The organism is Bradyrhizobium canariense (genome assembly GCF_019402665.1).
GTDB classification, from domain to species: domain Bacteria; phylum Pseudomonadota; class Alphaproteobacteria; order Rhizobiales; family Xanthobacteraceae; genus Bradyrhizobium; species Bradyrhizobium canariense.
The window spans coordinates 134,911-155,443 of the sequence record NZ_VSST01000019.1 but is presented as its reverse complement, the minus strand read 5'-3'; the positions used below and the strand labels follow the sequence as shown (position 1 = coordinate 155,443).

Genomic DNA, 20,533 nt, shown 5'->3' with positions numbered 1-20,533 from the left:
ATTTTCGTCAAAAGCCGCAGATTTCCGGATTGCCTACTGGCGATATTGTTGGATACGGGTGGTGCGAAGTCCCGCCAGACCATGCTGGTCGATCGAAAACTGCCAGGAGAGGAATTCGTCAACCGTCAGGGTATAACGGCTGCAGGCCTCCTCAAGGGAGAGAAGACCGCCACGGACTGCGGCGACGACCTCGGCCTTGCGGCGGATGACCCAGCGTTTGGTGCCGGGTGCAGGCAGATCCGCAATCGTCAACGGACTACCGTCCGGCCCGATGACGTATTTTACCCTCGGGCGATGGGGTTCTGTCATGGCGTACTCACAAACTCTCAACCACTGAACTCACTCAGGAACCCTACGCCCGCCGACTTAAAAATCCGCTAAGCCTAAGGCTTCAATACAATTCTCGTTGAAAATGGCTGGAACGCAGCCGTCTCGACCGGCGGGACGGTGCGTCCGGGCGGGCCGAGGGGGGTGTTCGTAAATACTTTACTAACGAAAGAGGCCTGCGGGGGTGTCGCACGGCCCTCAACGTCGTCCTGGCGAACGCCAGGACCCATTACCCCAGCGCGAAGTTTGGCGAAGACTCGGAGTTACTTCCTCGCGCCAAAACGACTTTCGGTGGCGATGGGTCCTGGCTTTCGCCAGGACGACACAGCGGCATTCCGCCTTTAATTGCTGGCCGTCGCGATGATGCTCTTGACCTGGCTCATCGTGTAGCTGGCGCCATCGATGGTCAGCAGCGGCGGCGACTGGGTCAGGTCCACGGATGACACCGTGCCCTGCACCTGCGCGGCGATGCCGACATTGTTGTTGGCGACGTCCTTGCCCGTGGCCGAGATCGTGTACTTACCGTCGGGCCATTGCGTGCCGTCATTGCCCATTCCGTTCCAGGTGAACGGAACGTCGGTGCCCGCGCCGGCGGTGTATTTGCCGGTGAACACGGTCTGGCCGCTGGCATTGGCGACGGTGATGTCGACGGTGGCGTCGCTGGGCACGTTGAGATGCCAGGTTGCCGACGAGTTGGTCATGCTTGCGGTCGTGCCGTCGACCAGGGCGGTCTTGCCGACGAAGCCGAGCGCCTGGGTCGCCTGCGTGGTCTGTTGCAGGGTGACGAGCTGGGACAGCGAGTCGTTGGTCTTGAGCTGCTGCTCGACGCCGGCGAACTGCACCAGCTGCTGTGTGAACTGGTTGGTGTCCAGCGGATCGAGCGGATTCTGATTCTGCAGCTGCGTCGTCAGCAGCGTCAGGAAGGTCTGGAAGTTGCCGGCCAGCGTCGCGCCGGTGCTCGAGCCCAGGCTTGGGTTCGACGAGGATTTCGGCAGGTCGGTCGTGCCGGAGACGACGGACGGGGCGGTGGCGGCATTCGTGGTAGTCATGATCGAATACTCCTCACACTCTGATATCGACGCCGCTGCTCGATCCGAGCATGCGGCCGTAGCTGCGCCCGACCGGGGCTGCGGGAACTGCGTCGTCGTCGCTGACGATCAGCCGGCGGGCATTGCCGCCATTGTCGTTGTTCTGGCCGGAGTTCTGGCCCGATGAATTCTGGTCGCGCAGGCTGAAGGACAGTCCGTTGCTGCCGGTTTTAAGGCCGGCATCGTCGAGCGCGCGCTGCAATTGCGGCGCGTCCTGCCGCAGCATCTGCAGCGTCTCCGGCTTCTCGACGGTGAGATGCGAGGTGACCTGGCCGTTGCGGTCGACATTGATGCGGACGTCGATGCGGCCGAGGTCGAGCGGATCGAGGCTGATGTCGAACCGGGTCTTGCCCGCGCGCGCAGCGGCGGCAATTTCGATCGGCACGCCGCTGATCGGAATGGCCGTATTGGTGGCCGCGGTCGCCGTGAGCGTCGCGGTCGAAGCGGTCGCGGCCGAAGTCGTATTGGTCAGCGACGCCTGCACGGCCGAGGCCGCCTGCGCGCTGGTGTCGGTGGTGGGGACAGCGACCTGCGTGCCGGCATGGGCATGATTGGTTGTCGTCGCCGGTGCCACATCGGCGGTGCGGTCGGAAGCCCCAGCCTTGGCGTCGGCCGCGTTCGCATCGATGGACGGCTTGTCCGGTTGCGGATGCGCCGTGGTGGCGGACGCTGCTGTCGCCGAGGTCTGCGCGGCGTTCGCCTTGCCGGTGTCCTGGCCGATATTGGAGACGTCGCCCGCGCCGTGCGCAAGGGCTGCGGCCTTGAACGAGGTTTTTGGCGTGCCCTGGTCGACCGCGGCGATCAGGCCGCCATTGGTCTTGGCATCGGTCGCGGTCGAATCGGTCGTCCCGGTCGCGGCATCGGCCAGCGTCGCCGAAGTGTCGGCATCGACCTTGGCACTTGCGGTCTTGGCGCTCTTGTCGCCCGGCGTCGCGGTATCGGTCTTGGGGCCGGCGATCTGCGCCGCGATGGACGCGCTGGCGGCGATGCCGGCGGCGGCAATCGTCAGCGGCGAGGAGGCGGAGCCGGCGGCCTGGTTCGTAGCCGCGTTCGGATCGGCCGGCACGGCCACGACGAGTGCGTTTGGATCGGGCACAGCGGCGGCCTGCGTCGCGTCAATCTGCGCGGCCGCGACGGCGTCAAAGGCGGCAAGGCTGCCGTCGGCCTTGTCCCCCTTGGTCTCGTCGGACTTGTCCGCAGACTTGTCGGCCGATTTGGCGTCGGACGCCTCCGGCTTGTCCTTGGTCTTGCTATCAGCCTTGGCCGCATCAGCCGTCGTATCGTTCTTGGCGTCGCTCTTGGCGTCGTTCTTGATGTCGTTTTTGGCGGACGCGGAATTGTCAGTGTCGTCGCTGGCCTTGCTCTGCGAGGGCTTGTCGGTCGCCGAGCGATCGCGCGGGCTCCTGTCCGAGGCGGAGGAGGATGAATCGGTCCGGCGCGGGGAGTCCTGCGCGGAGGACGCCGCGCTGTCGCTGATCGCCTGGGTGTTGCTGTCCACCAGCGAGCCGAACGAGTCGTTGGCGGAGTTCTCTTTCGGCGCTTGCGACCGGGCAGGCTTTTGCTGCGCGCTCGGGACTTGCACGCTTGCCACGACATCTGACGTACGACCGACCACAGGCAACCCCTTGGAAACATCTTCGCCATGAGAGGGAGCAAGGAGCGGGCCATCCTCGCGCTGAGTAATTTTATTTAATGAAATCAATGGTTTGATGATTTGGCGTCCCCGCCTCAGGGCCTCTCGAAGGCCCGCCATTTCTGCCTCCCCGGCAAGAATTGCCGTAAACCTTGCGGGGTCCGTGATTGCTTCACCGGAAGGCCGCCTATATTAAAGAGACAGCTCTCAACCGCTTTCGACCGGGCAGGCCGTGCCCTTCGGGAACTCTCAGTTCCCGGGGGATCGCCGATGTCCCGCCGGAAGCACCCAGCGGATCGCCCAACGCCGCCGTCCACAACGCTTTAAGGCCCATGCTCAACAGTCTGGATCTCGAAGGCCGTCCTGAGGATACCAGGGTCGTCGTTGCCATGTCGGGCGGCGTCGATTCATCGACGACGGCTGCGCTTTTGAAGGCGGAAGGCTACGACGTCGTCGGCATCACGCTGCAGCTCTACGACCATGGTGCTGCGACCCATCGCAAGGGCGCCTGCTGTGCCGGCCAGGACATCCACGACGCCCGCGATGTCGCGGCCAAGCTCGGCATTCCCCATTACGTGCTCGACTACGAGGACCGCTTTCGCGAATCCGTCATCGACAATTTCGCCGACAGCTACGCGCTCGGCGAGACGCCGGTGCCGTGCATCGAGTGCAACCGCTCGGTCAAGTTCCGCGACCTCTTGAAGACCGCGCGCGAATTGGGCGCCACCGCGCTTGCCACCGGCCATTACGTCGCCTCGCGTCGCCGCGACGACGGCTCGCGCGCGCTGGTGTGTGCCGCCGACGCTGATCGCGACCAGAGTTACTTCCTGTTCGCGACCACGCAGGAACAGCTCGATTATCTGCGCTTTCCGCTCGGCGACATGACCAAGCCCGAGACGCGCGAGCTGGCGCGGCGCTTCGGTCTTGCCGTCGCCGACAAGCACGACAGCCAGGACATCTGCTTCGTGCCAACCGGGCGCTACACCGACATCATCACCCGCCTGCGGCCGAACGCGATGGACCCCGGCGACATCGTCGATCTCGACGGCCGCGTGCTCGGCCGTCACAACGGCATCGCCAATTTCACCATCGGCCAGCGCCGCGGCCTCGGCATCGCAGCCGCCGCGCCGCTGTTCGTGGTGCGGCTGGAGGCCGCCAACCGCCGCGTCGTCGTCGGCCCACGCGAGGCGCTGAAGATGCATCGCATCAGCTTGCGCGACGTCAACTGGATTGGCGATGGCGACATCGACTGCGCCATCGGCAATGGACTCGAAATGTTCGTGCGCGTGCGCTCGACCCGCGCGCCCCAGCCGGCGTGGCTGCGCGGCGCAAACGGCCATTACGAGGTCGAGCTCGTCGCCGGCGAAGAGGGCGTTTCGCCGGGCCAGGCCTGCGTGTTCTACGACGCACCTGGCGGCCAGGCCTGCGTGCTCGGCGGCGGCTTCATTCAAAGCGCCGCCGCGAAGGCCGCAAGCAGCACGACGAGGCCGCTCGCAGAAGCGGTCCGCGGCTAAAAAAATATATAGGGCAGGGGCATGGCAGCAGACATCTCGCGGGCCGGGGTCGAGAAGGCCTATGGCCGCTGGGCGCCGGTCTACGATCTCGTGTTCGGCAAGGTGTTCGACGCCGGCCGGCAGTCGACCATCGCCGAGGCCGACCGTATCGGCGGCCGTATCCTCGACGTCGGCGTCGGCACCGGGCTTTCGCTGTCGGATTATGCGCGCACCACAAAAATCTGCGGGGTCGACATCTCCGAGCCGATGCTGCGCAAGGCGCAATCGCGCGTGCGTGCGCTGCGCCTGAGCAATGTCGAGGTGCTCTCGGTGATGGACGCGAAGAATCTCGCCTTCCCCGGAAACTTCTTCGACGCGGTGGTCGCGCAATACGTCATCACCGCCGTGCCGGATCCGGAGGGCACGCTCGACGAGTTCGTGCGCGTGCTCAAGCCCGGCGGCGAGCTGATCCTGGTCAATCACATCGGCGCCGAAAAGGGTTTGCGCAAACTCTCCGAACTCGCGTTTGCGCCCTTGGCCCGCCGCCTCGGCTGGCGCCCGGAGTTTCCGTGGGCCCGCCTGGTCGTCTGGGCCGCAAAGCACGGCGGCGTTACGCTGGCGGAGCGCCGCCCGATGCCGCCGATGGGGCACTTTTCGTTGATCCGCTACCTCAAATCGTAATGTTCGGGGGTGGGAACAGGGCGCGCGCCCCGCGCGTTTCCCTCCCATGCGCACCACATCGAACATCATTCTGGCCAGCCTCCTGATCGCCGCCTCCGGCAGCGCGATCGCGCAGGCCCCGCCCGCCCCGGCGACGCCGCCGCAACAAACCGCGCCGCCATCCCCGCAGCACGCCACTAATTGCACGCCGCAGGACCGCCCGAACCGCTCAGCCGACGGCACCACCACCGGCCAGTCCCGGGAACCGCTCGGCGACAAGCTGGCCAAATCGGACGGCGTGCTCTGCCCGCCCTCCGGCGTCGATCCCGAGATGCACGCCCCGGCGCCTAGCACGAACGGCGCCATGCCCGTGATCCCGCCCCCCGGCAGCCCCGGCGGGGATCCGACAGTAAGGCCGAAATAGGCCCTGTTCCGCATCCCCAATCTCGTCGTCATGCCCGGGCTCGTCCCGGGCATCCACGTTCTCGGCGGCAGCGAAGAAGTCCGTGGATGGCTGGGACAAGCCCGGCCATGACGGTGCGGCCGGAAATTAAGCTCAAAACAAGCCAATTCGTCTCCACCCGCGGCCATGTCCGCCGAAGCTTTCGCTAAGCGGAAGCGAAGGCGGATTGACAGCCCGCCGCCCCCTTCCTTATATGCCGCGCGTTCGCGAGATCGGCCTTGTCAGGCCCTCGCGACCCTGTGGCGGGGTAGCTCAGCTGGTTAGAGCACGGGAATCATAATCCTGGGGTCGGGGGTTCGAGTCCCTCTCCCGCTACCAAATTCCGCGATTTTGCACCCCTAACTACTATCTCCTGCGATTTTGTACTCCCGACCCGTAGTCGTCGGAGCCCCGCTTGCGGGACTGCGTTGTCCGAGAAAAAGCCTCGCGGAGCGTCCCGAACTCAGGAATCGTCATTTTTCTATCCTGGTCACGAACCAGGAGGGTGAGGAGATCGGGAAAGTGCCAATGGATGTCCTGCACTGAAGTCCCGGCCTGACATGTTGATGAGGATCGGCGTGATCTCGGATACGCATGGCCTTCTCCGGCCGGAGGCCGAGCGCTGTCTTGCGGGAGTGTCGCATATCCTCCACGCCGGTGATATCGGCGCGCCGGAGGTTCTGGAGCGGCTTTGCCGAATAGCACCTGTCACCGCCATCAGGGGAAACGTCGACGTCGGCAGCTGGGCGAGGCGCTATCCCGAAACCGAAACGGTGCGCCTCGGCGCTCGTTGCTTCTATCTTCTGCACGATCTCAAGACGCTCGCCATCGACCCTGCGGCAACCGGTGTGAACGTGGTGATATCAGGACATTCGCACCGGGTGCAGGTCAACACGATCAACGGAGTGCTTTTCCTGAATCCCGGGAGCGCCGGTCCGAGGCGCTTCAAGCTGCCGATCACGCTGGCGACGCTCGATCTGGATGAGGGCGACCTGCGGCCCACCATCCATGAGCTCGACGCGTGAACGAGGTACGTGCGTCGCAGCTAGTGGGTATTCGATTTTTGCCACCGCTCCAGATCAATCGGGGGACGCTTTGGGTCGATCTGCTCCTTCTCGGGATTCCCCTGCCAAGGCTGGTCCGTCTGCCGGTGGGTTGGCAAATCGGTCTGCTGTCGCGGATCGTCGACCGGGGTTTCTCTCGGATCGTTTTCAGGTTCTTTTGCTTTCGGCATAAGCTGTCCTCTCTACAATCCGTCGATGCGGCGGCACGCGATCAGCGTACTGGCGCGGCACGGAAGTACCGATCATCATCTCGAAATTCGGGCGATCCATCGCGGGGTCATGCGCTGATGAGAGGATGGAGCGGAGCTGTTCGCGCTGCTGATCGTTGAGGCAGCCGGCTCCTGTGGAGGGGCGGCCCAGATAGTCCGTTGCCCCGAACATCTGCGGGACGGCGAACCAGACGATGAACCCCACAAACAGGACCGCGGCCACTCCCGATCCCGCCATCATCAGCTTCCGGGTGCCGTCCTTCTCCGTTTCACGCGATAGATCCTTGACCATGAACAAAAAGCCGTCGGTAGGAACTGCGAGGTCAACACGGGCAGGAATCGTTCGTTCCTACGGGCATGTATCGGCCGCCGAGGCTGCCTGCGCTGTCATATGGGCTCGCAGGACCGAAACCCTCTCATCCGCGTTTTGCTGTCATGACGCACATCATCTTCAACGACTACCGCAATCCTGCTGCCGAACAGGCCTATGAGATCGCATGGGACTTTCTCGCCCGTAGTGGAGCGATCCACGATGAATTCGATGCGTGCGTATTTCTAGCCCAACGCATCACCATGATGGTCCAGGAAGGCCAGGAAAATCGGATCCGGATGGCGAACCGCGCGATCTCCGAATACCAGTACCATCTCGAGAACCTCTGCAAGTCGGTCCGCGGCGCGGCTGCTTCACGGGCTTGAGGGCTCGCGAGGAGTTCCGCTGATCACTGCCGATCGGCGATCGTCAGCTTGCCGCGTGCCCCGGTACGTCCGCCCCGGCGCGGTGCAATGGCCGGAACGAGTGCCGGCGCTTCCCCGGCCATGCGCATGGCGAAATAGGCGATCGTCGCCTTGAGACCGTCTTTGAGCGCCACGCGCGGGCGCCATCCCAGCGCTCGAACGGCTGTGTCGATCACCGGTTTGCGGCGCTTTGGATCGTCCTTGGGCAACTCCTCGAACCGGAGCGGGGAAATTGATTCCGTGTACGCCAGCACGTCGCGCGCAATGGCCTCGATGGTGACCTCGTGGGGATTGCCCAGATTGCACGGACCGGTAATCGAAGACGAACTCTCCATGAGCAGCTGGAGGCCGTGCACGAGATCGTCGACGAAGCAGAAGCTCCTGGTCTGCGTACCACCTCCATAGATCGTGATCGGCTCTCCGCGAAGTGCCTGCACGATGAAGTTGGAGACCACGCGTCCGTCATTCTCCAGCATCCGGGGTCCGTACGTGTTGAAGATGCGCGCGACCTTGATTTCGACCCCGTACATGCGATGGTAATCGAACATCAGCGTTTCCGCGGCCCGCTTGCCCTCGTCGTAGCAGGCCCGGGGCCCGATCGGATTGACGTTGCCGAGATAGGTTTCCGGCTGGGGATGGACCTCCGGATCGCCGTAGACCTCGCTGGTTGATGCCTGCAGCACCCGCGCGCCTTTCCGCTGCGCGAGCTCCAGCATGTTGATGGTGCCGAGCACGCACGTCTTCATCGTGCCGACCGGATCCTTCTGATAGTGACGGGGCGACGCCGGGCAGGCGAGGCTGTAGATCCGGTCGATGTCGCCGTCGATCTCGACGGGATCGCGCACGTCATGTTCGATGAAGCGAAAATTCGGATGATTGAGCAGCGGCCGGATGTTGTCGATCCTTCCCGTAAACAGGTTGTCGAGACAGATCACGGTGTGGCCGCGCTGCAGAAGCGAGTCGCAGAGGTGGGATCCGATGAAGCCGGCGCCGCCGGCCACCAGAACGGTGGGGGAGCGGCGGGACGCGTTGATGCGGGTCTGAAGTGTCATGGTGGTGCCTTTCAGATTTGAGCGACCTGCATGGGACGCGAGGCGGGAAGTTGCGGGGCTTTCCGACGGCGACGGACCGATGCCTCGGCGTAGTAGGTCTCCACTTGCCGGGCGCGATGGTCGGAGGTGTGGTCGGCCAGAACGCGCCGCCGTGCGTTTTCCGCGATCGTGCGCCTCCGCTCCTCGGGCATGTCGCGCAGGATCTCCACGACGTCGCGGGGGCTCGATGCGAGCAGGATTTCCCGGAAAGGCTCGAAGACGGTCTCGATTCCAGGCCACCGGTCCGAGATGACGGGCGTGCCGCACGCGGCCGCTTCGAACAGCCGAACGCTGGGCGAGAAGCCGAGCGCGCGCATGTCGGCGCGGGTGGCGTTTAGCGTAAAGCGTTGCTCTGCGTAAAATCCCGGATGATGTCTGGGCGTGAGGTGCTCGATCCGGGCGACATTGGCGGGCCAGACCACCTCATCGGGATACTGCGCCCCGGCGACGACGAATTGCTCGCGTGACAGAGTGCGAGCAGGGGCGAGCAGCAACTGCTCCAGAACCGGTTGCCGGTCCTCGCTATAGGTTCCGAGATAGCCTAATGCCCACTTCTTCTCCACGCGTTGTGGCGCGTAGATGTCGGTGTCGGCACTGCAATACAGCACCCGCGCCAGCGGACTGCCATAGTTCTCCTCAATCATGCCGGGCACCGGGCCGCCGGCAAAGGACAAATAAAGGTCGAAGCGCGGGATCATCGCCGCGGAAAGATAGTCCAGGCCCTGCTCGAGCTTGGCAAGCGTGACCGGCGTGTCGATGTCGTAGAAGGCGGTAATCCCCCGGGCGTGGGTCGTGATCCATTCGGAGATCGCGATGCCGTCGGGCACGTAGGAGCCAATGACCACCAGATCGGCATCGCGGATTATCTTGCCGAAACGCTGCGGGATGTCCTTCAAGGATTGATAAAGCTCGACGGTCCAAGCGGAAGGCTTGGCAAGATCGCGATGCTCGCGATACCAGGGGACGTCGCGTTCCAGAAACGTGACGTGGTGACCTCGTCGTGCCAGGGCTTCGATCAGGGCGCGGTAGGTCGTGGCATGACCGTTGCCCCAGGACGAAGTAACCGAAAGACCGACGACGACGATGGTGAGGTTCATTCTGCTGCCTCGATTCGCGAACTGCTTGCGGCAAAGAGATCGTTGAACTGGCGCGCGCGCTGCCGGTAGGTGTGATGGCTCAGAATGCGCGCACGAGCGCGCGCTGCGATCGCCTGAGCCCGGTCGAGGCGCAGTGCGGCAAGATGCTCTGCGACCTCGGCCCCGCTCGCGGCCACTAGCACCTCGCGATCTGGTTCGAGAAAATGATCGATGCCGTCCCACTGGTCGGTGATCAGGCAGGCTCCGGCACCGATGGCTTCGAACACGCGCGTTGGCGGCGAGAAGCCGTAGCGGGCCATGCTATCGCGATTGACGTTCAGCGTAGCCAGAGCGGAGCCGAAAAACGCGTTGTGGTCGCCGGTCCCGACATGCCCGACCTTGTGCAGATTGGCTGGCGTGTCTTTCGAGTCCCACCCCGATCCACCGAGCACGAACGTCTTGTCCGGCAATCGGCAGGCGACATCGATAAAGAACCGCTCGACGCGCTGCTCGCGATCAGGGAGGCGGTTTGCCAGCAAGCTCAGATCGCAGGTGAAGTGCGCATTGGGCGGCGCCGGAAAGTGCGTGGTGGGGTCGAGCGCATTGTAGATCGGCACGCAGTCTCGCGCGCCGATGCCGCGATAAGCGGATACGACAGCATCGCCGCCGCCATAGGTCAAAACCATGTCGTAGGACCGGATCGCATGGCGCAGATGATGGTCTGGATTGTCCGCCACCGACTCCAGCGTCGCGGGGGCATCGACGTCCCAGTAGATGCGCATCGCATTCGACGGAATTTCAGCGACCGCGTTCTCCAGCTCCCGATCGAAGACGCCGACGCCGCTGGCCTTGACCAGCATGTCGGCCGAGCGGGCCGCTTCCTCAAGCGAGCTTCGCCAGCCGTCGGGCGTCGCGGCGTAGACCACCACCTTCGCCCAGTCCGGATCGTCGATGTCGCGATGGGCCTGGCGCTCGAAGGCATCGGGCTCGAAGAATGTGACGTCGTGGCCGAGGGCCACAATCTCCTTCAGCATGCCGCGGTAATAGGTGGCAGCACCGTTCCAGTAGGATGAGACGAGGCTGGACCCGAAGAAGCAGATCTTCATGCGGAGGCTCCGATGTATCGCAGGGGCTTTTTGGAGTGGCCTGTGACCCGGAGGTCCTGCACGATGCCGACAAGCTGCTCCGCCCGGTGACGGCAGGTGTGACGTTCCTTGATTGTCCGGAGTCCGGTCTCCACGGTGGAGGACCATAACTCCCGGTCATCGAGCAGCGCACGAAGCGCCCGCTTCATTTCGGTGCCGTCGGAGGCGCCGAGATAGGCACCTTCCGGGAACAGGCCTTCCGCATCCGACCAGGGGGCCGAGACCAGTGGAATGCCGCAGGCCATCGCCTCGAAGACGCGAATGGTTGGAATGCCCGGAAGCAAGCGGACATAGGGGCCGCGGGGAACGTGGACAGTCGCGCGTGCGCCGGCGAAAGCGATGGGAGCCCAGTGTGCGGGCAGCCAGCCGCCATACCGAATGCCTGCCGCCTGAATGGTGTCGAGCGCCCCGTCCGAATAGCGGACGCCATAGACCCCCGCGCGCAGCTTCAGCTCGGCCACGGGTTCGACCAGAAATTCGTTGAGCTCGGTGCTGCGTTCGCCGTCGCCCCAATTTCCGATCCAGACGACATCGTCGGTGCGCTCGACATGCGGCAGCGGATGGTACAGGGCGATGTCGGCCGCCTCGTGCCAGGTGAAGGCCCGGTCGGCCCAGCCGAGCTTCAGATAGATTTGACGAAGGACCTCGCCGAAGGCGAGCACACCGTCGAAGCCGTCGAGGTCGAACTGCGCAAGTTCGTCCGGCGCGCTGACGGCGCGATGATGGGTGTCGTGGAACAGCAGCGTGAACGGAGCGCCGTGAGCCCGTCTCGATCCGATGTCTGCGATCAGATCAGGCGAATTCCATTCGTGGACGACGACGAGGTCGGCACCGTGCAAGGCTTCATCGAGATCAAGGGAGGCGTCGTAGCGGCGGATGCCGATGCCGGGAAACAGCGTTGGAATATCCTCCATCGTCTGACTGCCACCCTCGCGGATCGCATTCAATCGGCTCCAGCCGTCGATCGGCTCGAACACGACGACTTCATGACCGAGCGCGTGAAGTTCGCGGGCATAGCCGCGCAGGAAATGGGCATTGCCGTTGTTCCAGCAGGAGGTGAACGCGTGGTAGAACAGAACGCATTTCATGCGCGTACCTCCATGGGGGCGGGCGCGTGATGGTCAGCAAGCAGCTCCTCGTAGAGGCTGAGATAGGCGCTCGTGGTTCGGGTCAGCGAGTAGGTCAGGGAATGCTCAAAGGCGGCACGTTGCAGCCGCACTCGCTCGCGATCGTCGGTGCACAGATCCGCGAGTGCTCGATGCAGCGCCTTGCTGTCGGTGGGGTCGACGAACAGCGCGGCCCCGCTCCACAATTCCCTGAAAGTGGGAATGTCGGACAGGACGAGAGCGCATCCCGCCGCCGCGGCTTCCAGAACGGAGAGGCCGAACGGCTCATAGAGCGCGGGGCTGGCAAAGATAGCGGCGTGCTGCAAGTGCGCGCGCATGGCTTCGTGAGGCAAATGCCCGAGCCATGTGACGGAAGCCGAAGGGCACTCGTTCACCGGCCCGGCAACCTGAACGGGCCAGTCCAGCCCAGGCGCCGCAGCCGCCAGGACCTCGATGTTCTTGGCGCGGTCCCAGAGCCGGCCCGCCGCAAAGATCATGTCTTGCTTCCGTCCCGCGAGACCCTGAGGGCCAATTCCATTCCAGATCACGATGCCGCGCGAGCGAGGCCGATAGATTTCCGCAATGTCATCGTTGAAGGACTGGCTGGGACAAACCCAGGCCTGTGCGGTGTCGAGTGCGGCCGTCACCCGTTCGGTGTAGCCGCGCCATTTCGGTTCGCCGAGCCAGCTCGTATCGCGGCAGGCGAGCCCCCAGGAGTTGACGCAGGAATGTGCGACGACGACCACCGGAGCGCGCCAGGCGAAGGTCGCCTCGCGAAAACTATTGAGGTGAACGACGTCGGGCCTGATTCCGGTTTCGAGCTTCGCAAGGACGCGCCTGGCCTGGGGCAGATCTCGTCCTTCCGGGTCCTGCCATTCGAGTGCAAGGTCCGTTTCGATCAGGCGGACCCGCGAGCCACGCAGCATCTCAAGCTGGCCGGCTCGCGCGCGCGGACCCATCGTCACAAGGGTGACGTCGGCGCCCTTCGCAGCAAGGGACGAAGCAAGAGAGGACGAGTAGGTCCAGACGCCCCCGACGGTATCGGTCGTCATCAGGATCCTGAGCTGCGAGCTGCGGCTCATGATGTCACCTGCAGTTCGAGAGTCTCGAGCGGGACCGGGCGATCGTTCTGCACGTCGCTGAACTGGTCGAACATCGCAAGATAGTGCCGGTGTGCGCGCTCCCAGGCGAAATCGTCGGGCTCGCCCCACAGCTTTCGATAATCCGGCGAGCCCGGATAGGGATACAGCGGGACCGGATCGTTGGCCCAGATGCCGGCATCCTGCATGGTGCGGCGCCAGCGCTGCACGACGGGATCATCATCCTCGGGAACTTCGATCAAATTGGCCTGGACGAAAGGAACGTGACGGCGCGCTTCAACCAGCCGTTCGGCAAGCTGGTCGGTCGTCATCTTGCAGTTCTTGGCGAGCGCGGCGCGGCCCTCGACCGTGAGGCTCTCGATGCCGGCTTCAATCGAGACGCAGCCGGCGCGGCCGAGCAGCGCGAGCATATCCGGCTTCCAGAGGTCGATGCGGGTCTGCACACCGAACTTCAGCCCGCGTGTGGTCAGCCCTTCCAGCAGTTCCGCGTTCGGAAGGAAAATCTCGTCGATGAAATAGACGTATTCGATGCCCTGATGACGCAGGCCGTCGATCTCTTCGAGAACGATGGAGGCAGGCCGCTTGCGGTAAGCGTTGCGGAAATTCTCCTTGGCGCAGAAGGTGCAGTTGTACGGACATCCCCTGGACGACTCGACCTCGGCTCCCGGCGCCTGCGGCTCGGCTTCGAAACGATGATGGTGATGATGGTGCCGCCGGATCATCTCCTCCGGCCAGTCGAGCGGCGGCTGATCCTTGAACGCGACGGCCTGCGGGCCGCCATTGACACGGAGCGATGCGCCATCGGCGAAGCACAGGCCCGGAAAGTCCCGCTCGCCATTGGCGAGACGCAGCAAGGACGCCTCGCACTCGCCCATCACGACGATATCGGTGCCGAGCTTTTGAAGCGCGGTCCTTGGCACAGTCGAGCCATGCGGGCCCACCGCGATCAGGATCGGAGCCAAATCGCGCACCGCCCTCGCGAGCTCCTGCGGAACGCGGAGCTCGGGAGGGGCACAGCGCCAGAATAGATAGGTCGGTGCCGTCGTGATGACGATCTGGTCGGGGCCGAACGCGCGCAGCTCGGCTTCGATATCGGCGAGGGAAAGATCGAACATGTGGGCGTCGAGCAGCAGCGTCTTGTGCCCGGCCGCCTTCAAATAATGCTCGGAGATCCCGAGTTCGAGCGGAAGGTGAGGGGATCGGCAGCCGAAATAGATGCTGCCGCCAAAATCCCAGTTTGGATTGATGAGGGCAACACGCGTCATGCCAGCGCCTCGCGGTTACCTTGCGACGATCCGAACCGGCCGTCCAGCCAGGTGTGAAGGGATCGGAGGCCGTCTGCGAACGAAACCTGAGGCGCCCAGCCGAGCGCGCTGGAGAGCGCGCGCGTGTCGGTGACGTACCAGGGCTGATCCCCCGGCCTCCAATCAGCAAAGCGATAGGCCACCTTGCGGCCGGTCAGATCGGTGATGCGGTCGATCAATTCCAGCAGACTGATTGCGTTGGCCGGACCGCCGCCGAGATTGAAGACGCGTCCACGGGCGAGCGCGATGCCATCGAGCACGGCGAGCCAGGCCGAGGCCGCGTCGGAGACGTGAAGCGCATCGCGGACCTGATGGCCGTCGCCATAGATCGTCAGCTCCTTGCTGCGGATGGCGCTCAGCAGGAAATGCGCGATCCAGCCCTGATCCTCGGTGCCGAATTGACGGGGCCCATAGATGCAGCTCATCCGCATCACCACGGTCTGGAGGCCGTAGACCCGCGCATAGTCGTGAACGTATTGATCCGCCGTTCCCTTGGAGCATCCATAGGGGCTGTAGAAGTCGAGCGGCGCATTTTCCGAGATGCCGGCGGCCAGCAGGCCGCTTGTCGGCGTGTAGCGGCGACCGGTGAGCGCGATGTCGCCATCGTCGATCAGGCGTCCGTAGACCTTGTTGGTCGAGGCGAACACGATTGGCGCGGCGTTGTTGTGGAGCCGCACGGCTTCGAGCACGTTCAATGTGCCACGCGCGTTGATCTCGAAATCGGCGGCCGGATCGCTCACGCTGTCGGTGACGGCGACCTGGGCGGCCAAGTGCAGCACGGCGCGGGCTTCGCGTACCGCGTCGATCACCGGGATCGGCTCGCGAATGTCGGCGACGGTGATTGTGACCCGGTCGCCATGCCGGGACTTCAGCCATTGCGCATTCTCCCGCACGCCGGCGCGGGCGAGGTTGTCCAGGATCAGCACCGGCTCGCCACGCTCCGCGAGGCGATCGGCGAGGTTGCAACCGATAAACCCGCAGCCGCCGGTGATCAGGACGGGTCTGTTGTCTCGTTCACTCATCACGCGACCAATCCTCGTTGCTGCAGCTCCTTGGTGGCTCGCTCGGCCTGATCGTCAGCGATCTGGTCGGCGAGATATTCCGCCAGCTCTTCGAGCCCGGCCCTGAATACGACGCGAGGCTCGAAGCCGAGCACGTCGCGGGATTTTCCCATGTCGGCGAAGCAGTGCCGGATATCCCCGGCGCGATATTTCCGCGTCAGCTCGGGCGCAATGTCGCGGCGCCCCATGACTTCGGCCAGATCCTCCGCGACCGACAGAATGGTGCGACTCTGGCCCGAGCCGACGTTGAAGACGTCCTGCGCGTGCTCCGCCTCCAGCGCCAACCGGCAGGCGCGGGCAACGTCATGGACATGGACGAAATCGCGGCGCTGCCGGCCGTCCTCGAAGACGAGGGGAGGGCGGCAGTTGAGCAGCCGGGCGGCAAAGATGGCCAGCACGCCGGTATACGGATTGGACAGGGCCTGACGAGGCCCGAACGCATTGAAGAAGCGTAGCGCCACGGTCGGGATGCCATAAGCCTTGCCTGTGATCAGGCACATGCGCTCCTGCGCATATTTGTTGAGCGCATAGATCGAGCTCAGCGAAGGCTGCTTTGTCTCCGGCGTAGGAACGGGGTCGAGCGGGTGGCCGGCCGCATCGCGCAGCTCCCAATCGCCGCGGCGAAGCTGCTCGACCGCCCGCTCCTCGCAGGCGACCACGCTCTGATCGGCGCTCCGGTAAAGGCCCTCGCCGTAGATGCTCATGGACGAGGCCACCACGAGCCGCGAGACCGGGCGCTTGGATAGCGTCTGCAACAGCACGGCGGTACCGAGCTCGTTAGTTCTGACGTAGGGTTCGATGTCGTACATGCTCTGGCCGACGCCGACCGCTGATGCGAGATGCAGCACCATGTCGGTGCCGCGCAACGCATGATCGACCGCGAGAGCGTCGGTGACGTCACCGACGACGAGCTCCGCGTCTTTGGCAAGATAGGCGGGACGCTGGCGGTTGCCTCCGTGGACCTGCGGCGAGAGATTGTCGAGCAGGCGGACTTCATAGCCGGCCGCCAGCAGTGCGTCGGCCGCATGCGACCCGATGAATCCCGCACCTCCAGTGATCAATACTCGCGTCATTCACCGCTCCGTGCCGCCGTGAGATCGATCCTGCGGGATCAATCCGTGATGAGAATGAAAGCGCGCTGCTGTTCTGGTCGGGCGACCGGCGCGCCAGTCACATTTGGAATAAGAAGCGATGCAAGGAATGTTCGTTCCTGCGAAACCTACAAACGAATATTTCTCTAACCTGGATCAATAACCCAGGTGAATCTGTCCGGTGCAGCGGGCTAAAAATGCACGCCGTGAACCGGCGCCTGCAGGTCGAGATGGCTCGCGACCGTCGCGCCGATGTCCGCAAATCCGGCGCGCTTGCCGATCGGAGAAGTTGATCGTGCGTTCCACGCCAAGACCGGCACTTGTTCCCGCGTATGATCGGTGCCGCTCCAGGTTGGGTCACAACCATGATCGGCCGTGATGATCAGGAGATCATCGTCGCGCAGGCGGTTCAGCAGATCCGGAACGCGTGCATCGAAGGTTTCGAGTGCCGCTGCATAGCCCCCGACATCTCGGCGATGGCCATACAGTGTGTCGAAATCGATAAAATTTGCAAAGAGCATGCCGCCCTCTGCGAGAGAGGCCAGCCCATCGAGCGTGGCATCGAACAGCGCTTGGTTGCCGTCGCCGCGCAAGTTCCTTCCGGTGCCGCGATGGGCGAAGATGTCGTTGATCTTGCCGATCGTGACGATGTCACGGCCTGCGCTTTCGGCAAGATCGAGGATTGTCCGCCCCGGCGGCGGAACGGAAAAGTCCTTCCTATGCGCTGTTCGCTTGAAGTCGCCTGCCGACGTGCCGATGAAGGGACGTGCGATGACGCGCCCGATGTTGAGGGGATCGATCAGTCGGCGCGCAATGCGGCAGACCTCATAGAGGCGTTCGAGTCCGAACGTGTCCTCGTGCGCTGCGACCTGAAACACGCTGTCGGCCGATGTATAGCAGATCGGTTCGCCCGTCCTGATGTGACGCTCGCCGAATTCGGCGATGATCTCGGTGCCGGACGCGTGACAGTTCCCGAGGATGCCGGGCAATCGGGCCTGTTTGCACAGGCGCTCCATCAGGTCGCGCGGGAAGCACGGCTTGGTTCTTGGAAAATAGCCCCAGTCGAACGGCACCGGCACGCCGGCGATCTCCCAATGGCCGGATGGCGTGTCCTTGCCTTTGGAGATCTCGCTCGCGCAGCCAAATCGCGCATGCTCAGGACGGCCATCGAGCCCCGGCGGTACGCGCCCGGTGGCGAGACGGCAAGCCTGGCCAAGGCCGAGCGCGACCAGATTGGGAAGCCGAAGCGGCCCCTCCCGGCGTGGTCCGTCGGCATTGCCGGCCATGCACATGTCAGCAATGTGGCCGACGGTATCAGCACCCTCGTCGCCGTAATTGATGGCATCGGGCGCGGCGCCGATGCCGACGGAGTCCATCACCAGGATCAGGGCACGCATGTCGGCTCCGAGATGGCCGCGCGCGAAGACGCTGCGGACGGCGCGAGCCCGGTTTTCGCGCAATAGCGTTCGACCATCTGTGCGCAGAAATCCGCGAACTCGTTGACGTCGAGCGGCGGGCTGGTGTGATGAGGCTCGATACCCCGATGTTCCGGGGTGAAGCAGAAGGTCACCGTGACCTGAAACTCGGCCAGCGCGTCCATCTGCCGATCGAACCAGGCGAGCGCATTGGGACGGAAGCTGTCAGCCCAGGACAGGCCGGTCCTGAGATGCTGCACGCCGAGTCGGCGCATCCAGCGCACGGCGTCATCGAGGCGGTGGTCCTCGAAGTGAAACCACTGGCACAGGCCCATCGCAGGTGCATATTGGCCGAACAAGTCCGCGGCAGCTTTCGGCGTGCCGTCCTCGCGCAGCAGCCCCATGTGGAAATGCCGGTAGTAGGAGGAGCCTTCAGCTTCCTTGTGCCGCGTAGTCGCCTCCCAGCTCGAAGGCAGATCGTACAGGCTGTACCAGTGAATCCGCGGCGCCCGGCCAGTCAATAGCTCAGCGGTCCGCGTCAGTCCCCAGGCCTGCACCTCCTCGGCACCGAAGGACGAGACTCCCACCTCCGTCACCCAGACCGGTAGCGAGGTGACCGCCTTGATCTCCTCGATCTTGGCGGGCCATTCCGCGATCTGCCACAGGTTCCAGTCCAGCGGAAAGCCGTGCACGGCCACGGCATCGACATGATCGAGCACGCCGCGCGCCTGCATGTTGCGCATGAAGGACGGATCGATCGGCGACATGCCGCCAAGCACACGCGGGAGTGTGGGATGCGCGCTGCGGATCGCCTTTCCGGCAGCCAGCGCCAGGCTGGCGAACATGGTCCAATCCGGATCGATCAGGATGTCCCAGTGCGATTTGTTGTTGGGCTCGTTCCAGATCTTGGCGGCTTCGATCATCGGCCGGTCTCCCGCGACGGATAAACCGGACCTTCCGCCTGCGGCCTTGTCACCCGCTTGCAGAGATAGACTTCCTCTTCCGGATGCGCCGCGATCGCAAAGCCGGCGCTGCGCAGCATGGCTTCGGCGCAGGCGCGGTTCGGCACCCACCAATTGGTGGGGTCGTCGGCATATTTGTTCTCGATGAAGTGCAGCTTTGGATAGCCCGGGGAATCGAACTGATCGGTGGTCCAGAAGTCGTAGTTCTTGTCGAGGGAATCCACGCGGCTGTCGCCGCGCTGCATCGACTGGAACAGCAGGAGATCGCCGGCCACGTGCTCGTGGATCAGGTCGAGCGCCAGCAGAGGGTGCCGCAGGTGGTAGAGGACGCCCATGAAGATCACGAGATCGAATTTTTCGCGCAGCTGTCCGACATCATAGGCTGACATCTTGCGGAATTCGATCCTGAGCCCGTTCACCTCAGCCGCGAAGCGGGCTTGCGCGAGATATTCGTCGTCGGTGTCCAGGCCGAGGACGCGCTCGGCGCCGCGCCGCTTCATCTCCATGGCGTAGAAACCGGCATTGCAGCCGATGTCGAGCACGGTCTTGCCTTCGAGGCGGTCCGGAATGATCCCGGAAAAGCGGCGCCATTTCACGTTGGGATAGTCGCCGAGAAAGTGTGAAGGCGCTGTCGGCACGCCGTTGAGGTCCAGATTGTGAAACCATGGCCCGAGCGCATCGACGCGCTGGCGGATTTCCTCGCGGGAGAAGGCGCCACTGCTCATGCGGTCACTCCATTGTTCATTGCGGGGGCCGGGCGGGCTGCCTCCGGCGAACCGCCGGCCAGCAGTCGAGAGCGTCCGTTCCCGGGAGAGCTTTCCGCGAGCAACGCCATTGCCGTCCGGTAGCCGTCGATGGTGCCGACGTCGACATAGGATTCGCCGGCCTTGACGCCGAGACCCCGGCCGCCGGCCGCGATGTAGGCATTGACGAGCGTCCCGAAATATTCATCCCGGCGCTCGCGCTTTGTCCACAACGACTGGAGTTCGCGAAATCCGTTGCCGGACATCTTGAAGGCGCCCCATATCCATTTCGACGCCGCATCCGGCTGCTTGACCTGGATCTCCGTGACGCGGTCGCCGTCGAGCACGACGGCATCGAAGAACTCGGGGTGTTCGACTGGAAACAGCAGAAACGACAGGTCGGCGGCCGGCAATGCCTGCAAGGCTGCCTTCGGGAACCAGACGGTGTCCGGAAGTCCGACCAGGATGTCTTCGTCGTGGCCAACGACCGTGCCCGCCCTGAACACGGCATCGCACAGCCCCGACGCATCGGGCTGCACGACATAGGCGAGCTGGGCGCTGCCATAATGATCGCCGAAATATTCAAGGATGTCCGATTTGCCGGGGGAGATCACGAAGCAGATCTTGTCGGCCCCCCCAAGGATCAGCCGCTCCAGCAGATATTCGGAGACCGCGCACGGACGGTCGATGCCGTCGTCCCGTTGGCTTCCGACCGGAAGCAACTCCTTGGAGAAGGCGAGCGGCTGGATACGGCTGCCGCGGCCCGCGGCCGGAACAATACCCCACAT

Annotated in this window: 22 protein-coding genes and 1 tRNA gene; 6 read left to right on the top strand and 17 right to left on the bottom strand. The window is 64.1% G+C overall.

All coding sequences use genetic code 11. From position 1 onward, the window contains the following. Positions 1–33: 33 nt before the first annotated feature. The 3 genes from sciP to FXB41_RS09915 all read right to left on the bottom strand — a co-directional run bounded on the left by sciP (position 34) and on the right by FXB41_RS09915 (position 3,030). Positions 34–309: a CtrA inhibitor SciP gene (gene sciP, locus FXB41_RS09925; RefSeq protein ID WP_002714638.1), complete on the bottom strand. Its 276-nt coding sequence runs from the start codon at positions 307–309 to the stop codon at positions 34–36. 359 nt (positions 310–668) lie between these two features. Next, positions 669–1,376, bottom strand: a complete 708-nt coding sequence (locus FXB41_RS09920) for a flagellar hook assembly protein FlgD (protein WP_007596155.1) — start codon at positions 1,374–1,376, stop codon at positions 669–671. A 13-nt stretch (positions 1,377–1,389) separates the two neighbouring features. Beyond that, positions 1,390–3,030: a flagellar hook-length control protein FliK gene (locus FXB41_RS09915; protein ID WP_219681646.1), complete on the bottom strand. Its 1,641-nt coding sequence runs from the start codon at positions 3,028–3,030 to the stop codon at positions 1,390–1,392. A 350-nt stretch (positions 3,031–3,380) separates the two neighbouring features. Between FXB41_RS09915 and mnmA the strand changes: the two genes are divergently transcribed. From mnmA to FXB41_RS09890, 5 genes are all read left to right on the top strand, one after another. Then, complete coding sequence (gene mnmA / locus FXB41_RS09910; protein ID WP_219681645.1) at positions 3,381–4,562, top strand: tRNA 2-thiouridine(34) synthase MnmA; 1,182 nt, start codon at positions 3,381–3,383, stop codon at positions 4,560–4,562. 21 nt (positions 4,563–4,583) lie between these two features. Continuing rightward, positions 4,584–5,222 carry a class I SAM-dependent methyltransferase gene (locus FXB41_RS09905; protein WP_007596152.1) on the top strand — a complete coding sequence of 213 codons (639 nt, stop codon included), beginning with the start codon at positions 4,584–4,586 and terminating at the stop codon, positions 5,220–5,222. A gap of 46 nt (positions 5,223–5,268) precedes the next feature. Continuing rightward, positions 5,269–5,625, top strand: a complete 357-nt coding sequence (locus tag FXB41_RS09900; protein ID WP_007596151.1) for a hypothetical protein — start codon at positions 5,269–5,271, stop codon at positions 5,623–5,625. Positions 5,626–5,905: 280 nt separating this feature from the next. Further along, a tRNA-Met gene (locus tag FXB41_RS09895) sits at positions 5,906–5,982 on the top strand. 221 nt (positions 5,983–6,203) lie between these two features. After that, the gene (locus tag FXB41_RS09890; protein ID WP_219681644.1) at positions 6,204–6,668 is read left to right on the top strand and encodes a metallophosphoesterase family protein; all 465 of its coding nucleotides are present in this window, start codon (positions 6,204–6,206) and stop codon (positions 6,666–6,668) included. A 20-nt stretch (positions 6,669–6,688) separates the two neighbouring features. On the opposite strand, the gene FXB41_RS09885 is transcribed toward FXB41_RS09890, so the two are convergent. Then, positions 6,689–6,877 carry a hypothetical protein gene (locus tag FXB41_RS09885; RefSeq protein WP_007596149.1) on the bottom strand — a complete coding sequence of 63 codons (189 nt, stop codon included), beginning with the start codon at positions 6,875–6,877 and terminating at the stop codon, positions 6,689–6,691. Beyond that, positions 6,855–7,208 carry a hypothetical protein gene (locus FXB41_RS09880; protein WP_007596148.1) on the bottom strand — a complete coding sequence of 118 codons (354 nt, stop codon included), beginning with the start codon at positions 7,206–7,208 and terminating at the stop codon, positions 6,855–6,857. Before FXB41_RS09880 ends, FXB41_RS09885 begins: the two co-directional genes overlap by 23 nt. Before the next feature lie 143 nt (positions 7,209–7,351). Between FXB41_RS09880 and FXB41_RS09875 the strand changes: the two genes are divergently transcribed. Next, complete coding sequence (locus FXB41_RS09875; protein ID WP_219681643.1) at positions 7,352–7,612, top strand: hypothetical protein; 261 nt, start codon at positions 7,352–7,354, stop codon at positions 7,610–7,612. 23 nt (positions 7,613–7,635) lie between these two features. On the opposite strand, the gene FXB41_RS09870 is transcribed toward FXB41_RS09875, so the two are convergent. The 12 genes from FXB41_RS09870 to FXB41_RS09815 all read right to left on the bottom strand — a co-directional run bounded on the left by FXB41_RS09870 (position 7,636) and on the right by FXB41_RS09815 (position 20,533). Further along, on the bottom strand, positions 7,636–8,703 hold the full coding sequence (locus FXB41_RS09870; RefSeq protein WP_219681642.1) for a UDP-glucuronic acid decarboxylase family protein: 1,068 nt from the start codon (positions 8,701–8,703) through the stop codon (positions 7,636–7,638). Between the two features lie 11 nt (positions 8,704–8,714). After that, on the bottom strand, positions 8,715–9,839 hold the full coding sequence (locus FXB41_RS09865; protein WP_007596145.1) for a CgeB family protein: 1,125 nt from the start codon (positions 9,837–9,839) through the stop codon (positions 8,715–8,717). Beyond that, positions 9,836–10,924 (bottom strand): CgeB family protein, encoded by a 1,089-nt coding sequence (locus tag FXB41_RS09860; protein ID WP_219681641.1) that lies wholly within the window; start codon positions 10,922–10,924, stop codon positions 9,836–9,838. Before FXB41_RS09860 ends, FXB41_RS09865 begins: the two co-directional genes overlap by 4 nt. Continuing rightward, on the bottom strand, positions 10,921–12,051 hold the full coding sequence (locus FXB41_RS09855) for a CgeB family protein (protein WP_219681640.1): 1,131 nt from the start codon (positions 12,049–12,051) through the stop codon (positions 10,921–10,923). The genes FXB41_RS09860 and FXB41_RS09855 overlap by 4 nt, the downstream gene beginning before the upstream one ends. Next, complete coding sequence (locus tag FXB41_RS09850) at positions 12,048–13,151, bottom strand: glycosyltransferase family 4 protein (RefSeq protein WP_219681639.1); 1,104 nt, start codon at positions 13,149–13,151, stop codon at positions 12,048–12,050. Before FXB41_RS09850 ends, FXB41_RS09855 begins: the two co-directional genes overlap by 4 nt. Beyond that, positions 13,148–14,434 (bottom strand): TIGR04295 family B12-binding domain-containing radical SAM protein, encoded by a 1,287-nt coding sequence (locus tag FXB41_RS09845; protein ID WP_219681638.1) that lies wholly within the window; start codon positions 14,432–14,434, stop codon positions 13,148–13,150. Before FXB41_RS09845 ends, FXB41_RS09850 begins: the two co-directional genes overlap by 4 nt. Further along, positions 14,431–15,495 (bottom strand): GDP-mannose 4,6-dehydratase, encoded by a 1,065-nt coding sequence (locus tag FXB41_RS09840; RefSeq protein WP_219681637.1) that lies wholly within the window; start codon positions 15,493–15,495, stop codon positions 14,431–14,433. Before FXB41_RS09840 ends, FXB41_RS09845 begins: the two co-directional genes overlap by 4 nt. Then, positions 15,495–16,607 carry an NAD-dependent epimerase/dehydratase family protein gene (locus FXB41_RS09835; RefSeq protein WP_219681636.1) on the bottom strand — a complete coding sequence of 371 codons (1,113 nt, stop codon included), beginning with the start codon at positions 16,605–16,607 and terminating at the stop codon, positions 15,495–15,497. Before FXB41_RS09835 ends, FXB41_RS09840 begins: the two co-directional genes overlap by 1 nt. Positions 16,608–16,816: 209 nt before the next feature. Beyond that, positions 16,817–18,022 (bottom strand): phosphopentomutase, encoded by a 1,206-nt coding sequence (locus tag FXB41_RS09830; RefSeq protein WP_219681635.1) that lies wholly within the window; start codon positions 18,020–18,022, stop codon positions 16,817–16,819. Further along, complete coding sequence (locus FXB41_RS09825) at positions 18,010–18,963, bottom strand: glycoside hydrolase 5 family protein (protein ID WP_007596137.1); 954 nt, start codon at positions 18,961–18,963, stop codon at positions 18,010–18,012. Before FXB41_RS09825 ends, FXB41_RS09830 begins: the two co-directional genes overlap by 13 nt. After that, positions 18,960–19,727: a TIGR04290 family methyltransferase gene (locus tag FXB41_RS09820; protein ID WP_219681634.1), complete on the bottom strand. Its 768-nt coding sequence runs from the start codon at positions 19,725–19,727 to the stop codon at positions 18,960–18,962. Before FXB41_RS09820 ends, FXB41_RS09825 begins: the two co-directional genes overlap by 4 nt. Beyond that, positions 19,724–20,533: a nucleotidyltransferase family protein gene (locus tag FXB41_RS09815; RefSeq protein WP_219681633.1), complete on the bottom strand. Its 810-nt coding sequence runs from the start codon at positions 20,531–20,533 to the stop codon at positions 19,724–19,726. Before FXB41_RS09815 ends, FXB41_RS09820 begins: the two co-directional genes overlap by 4 nt.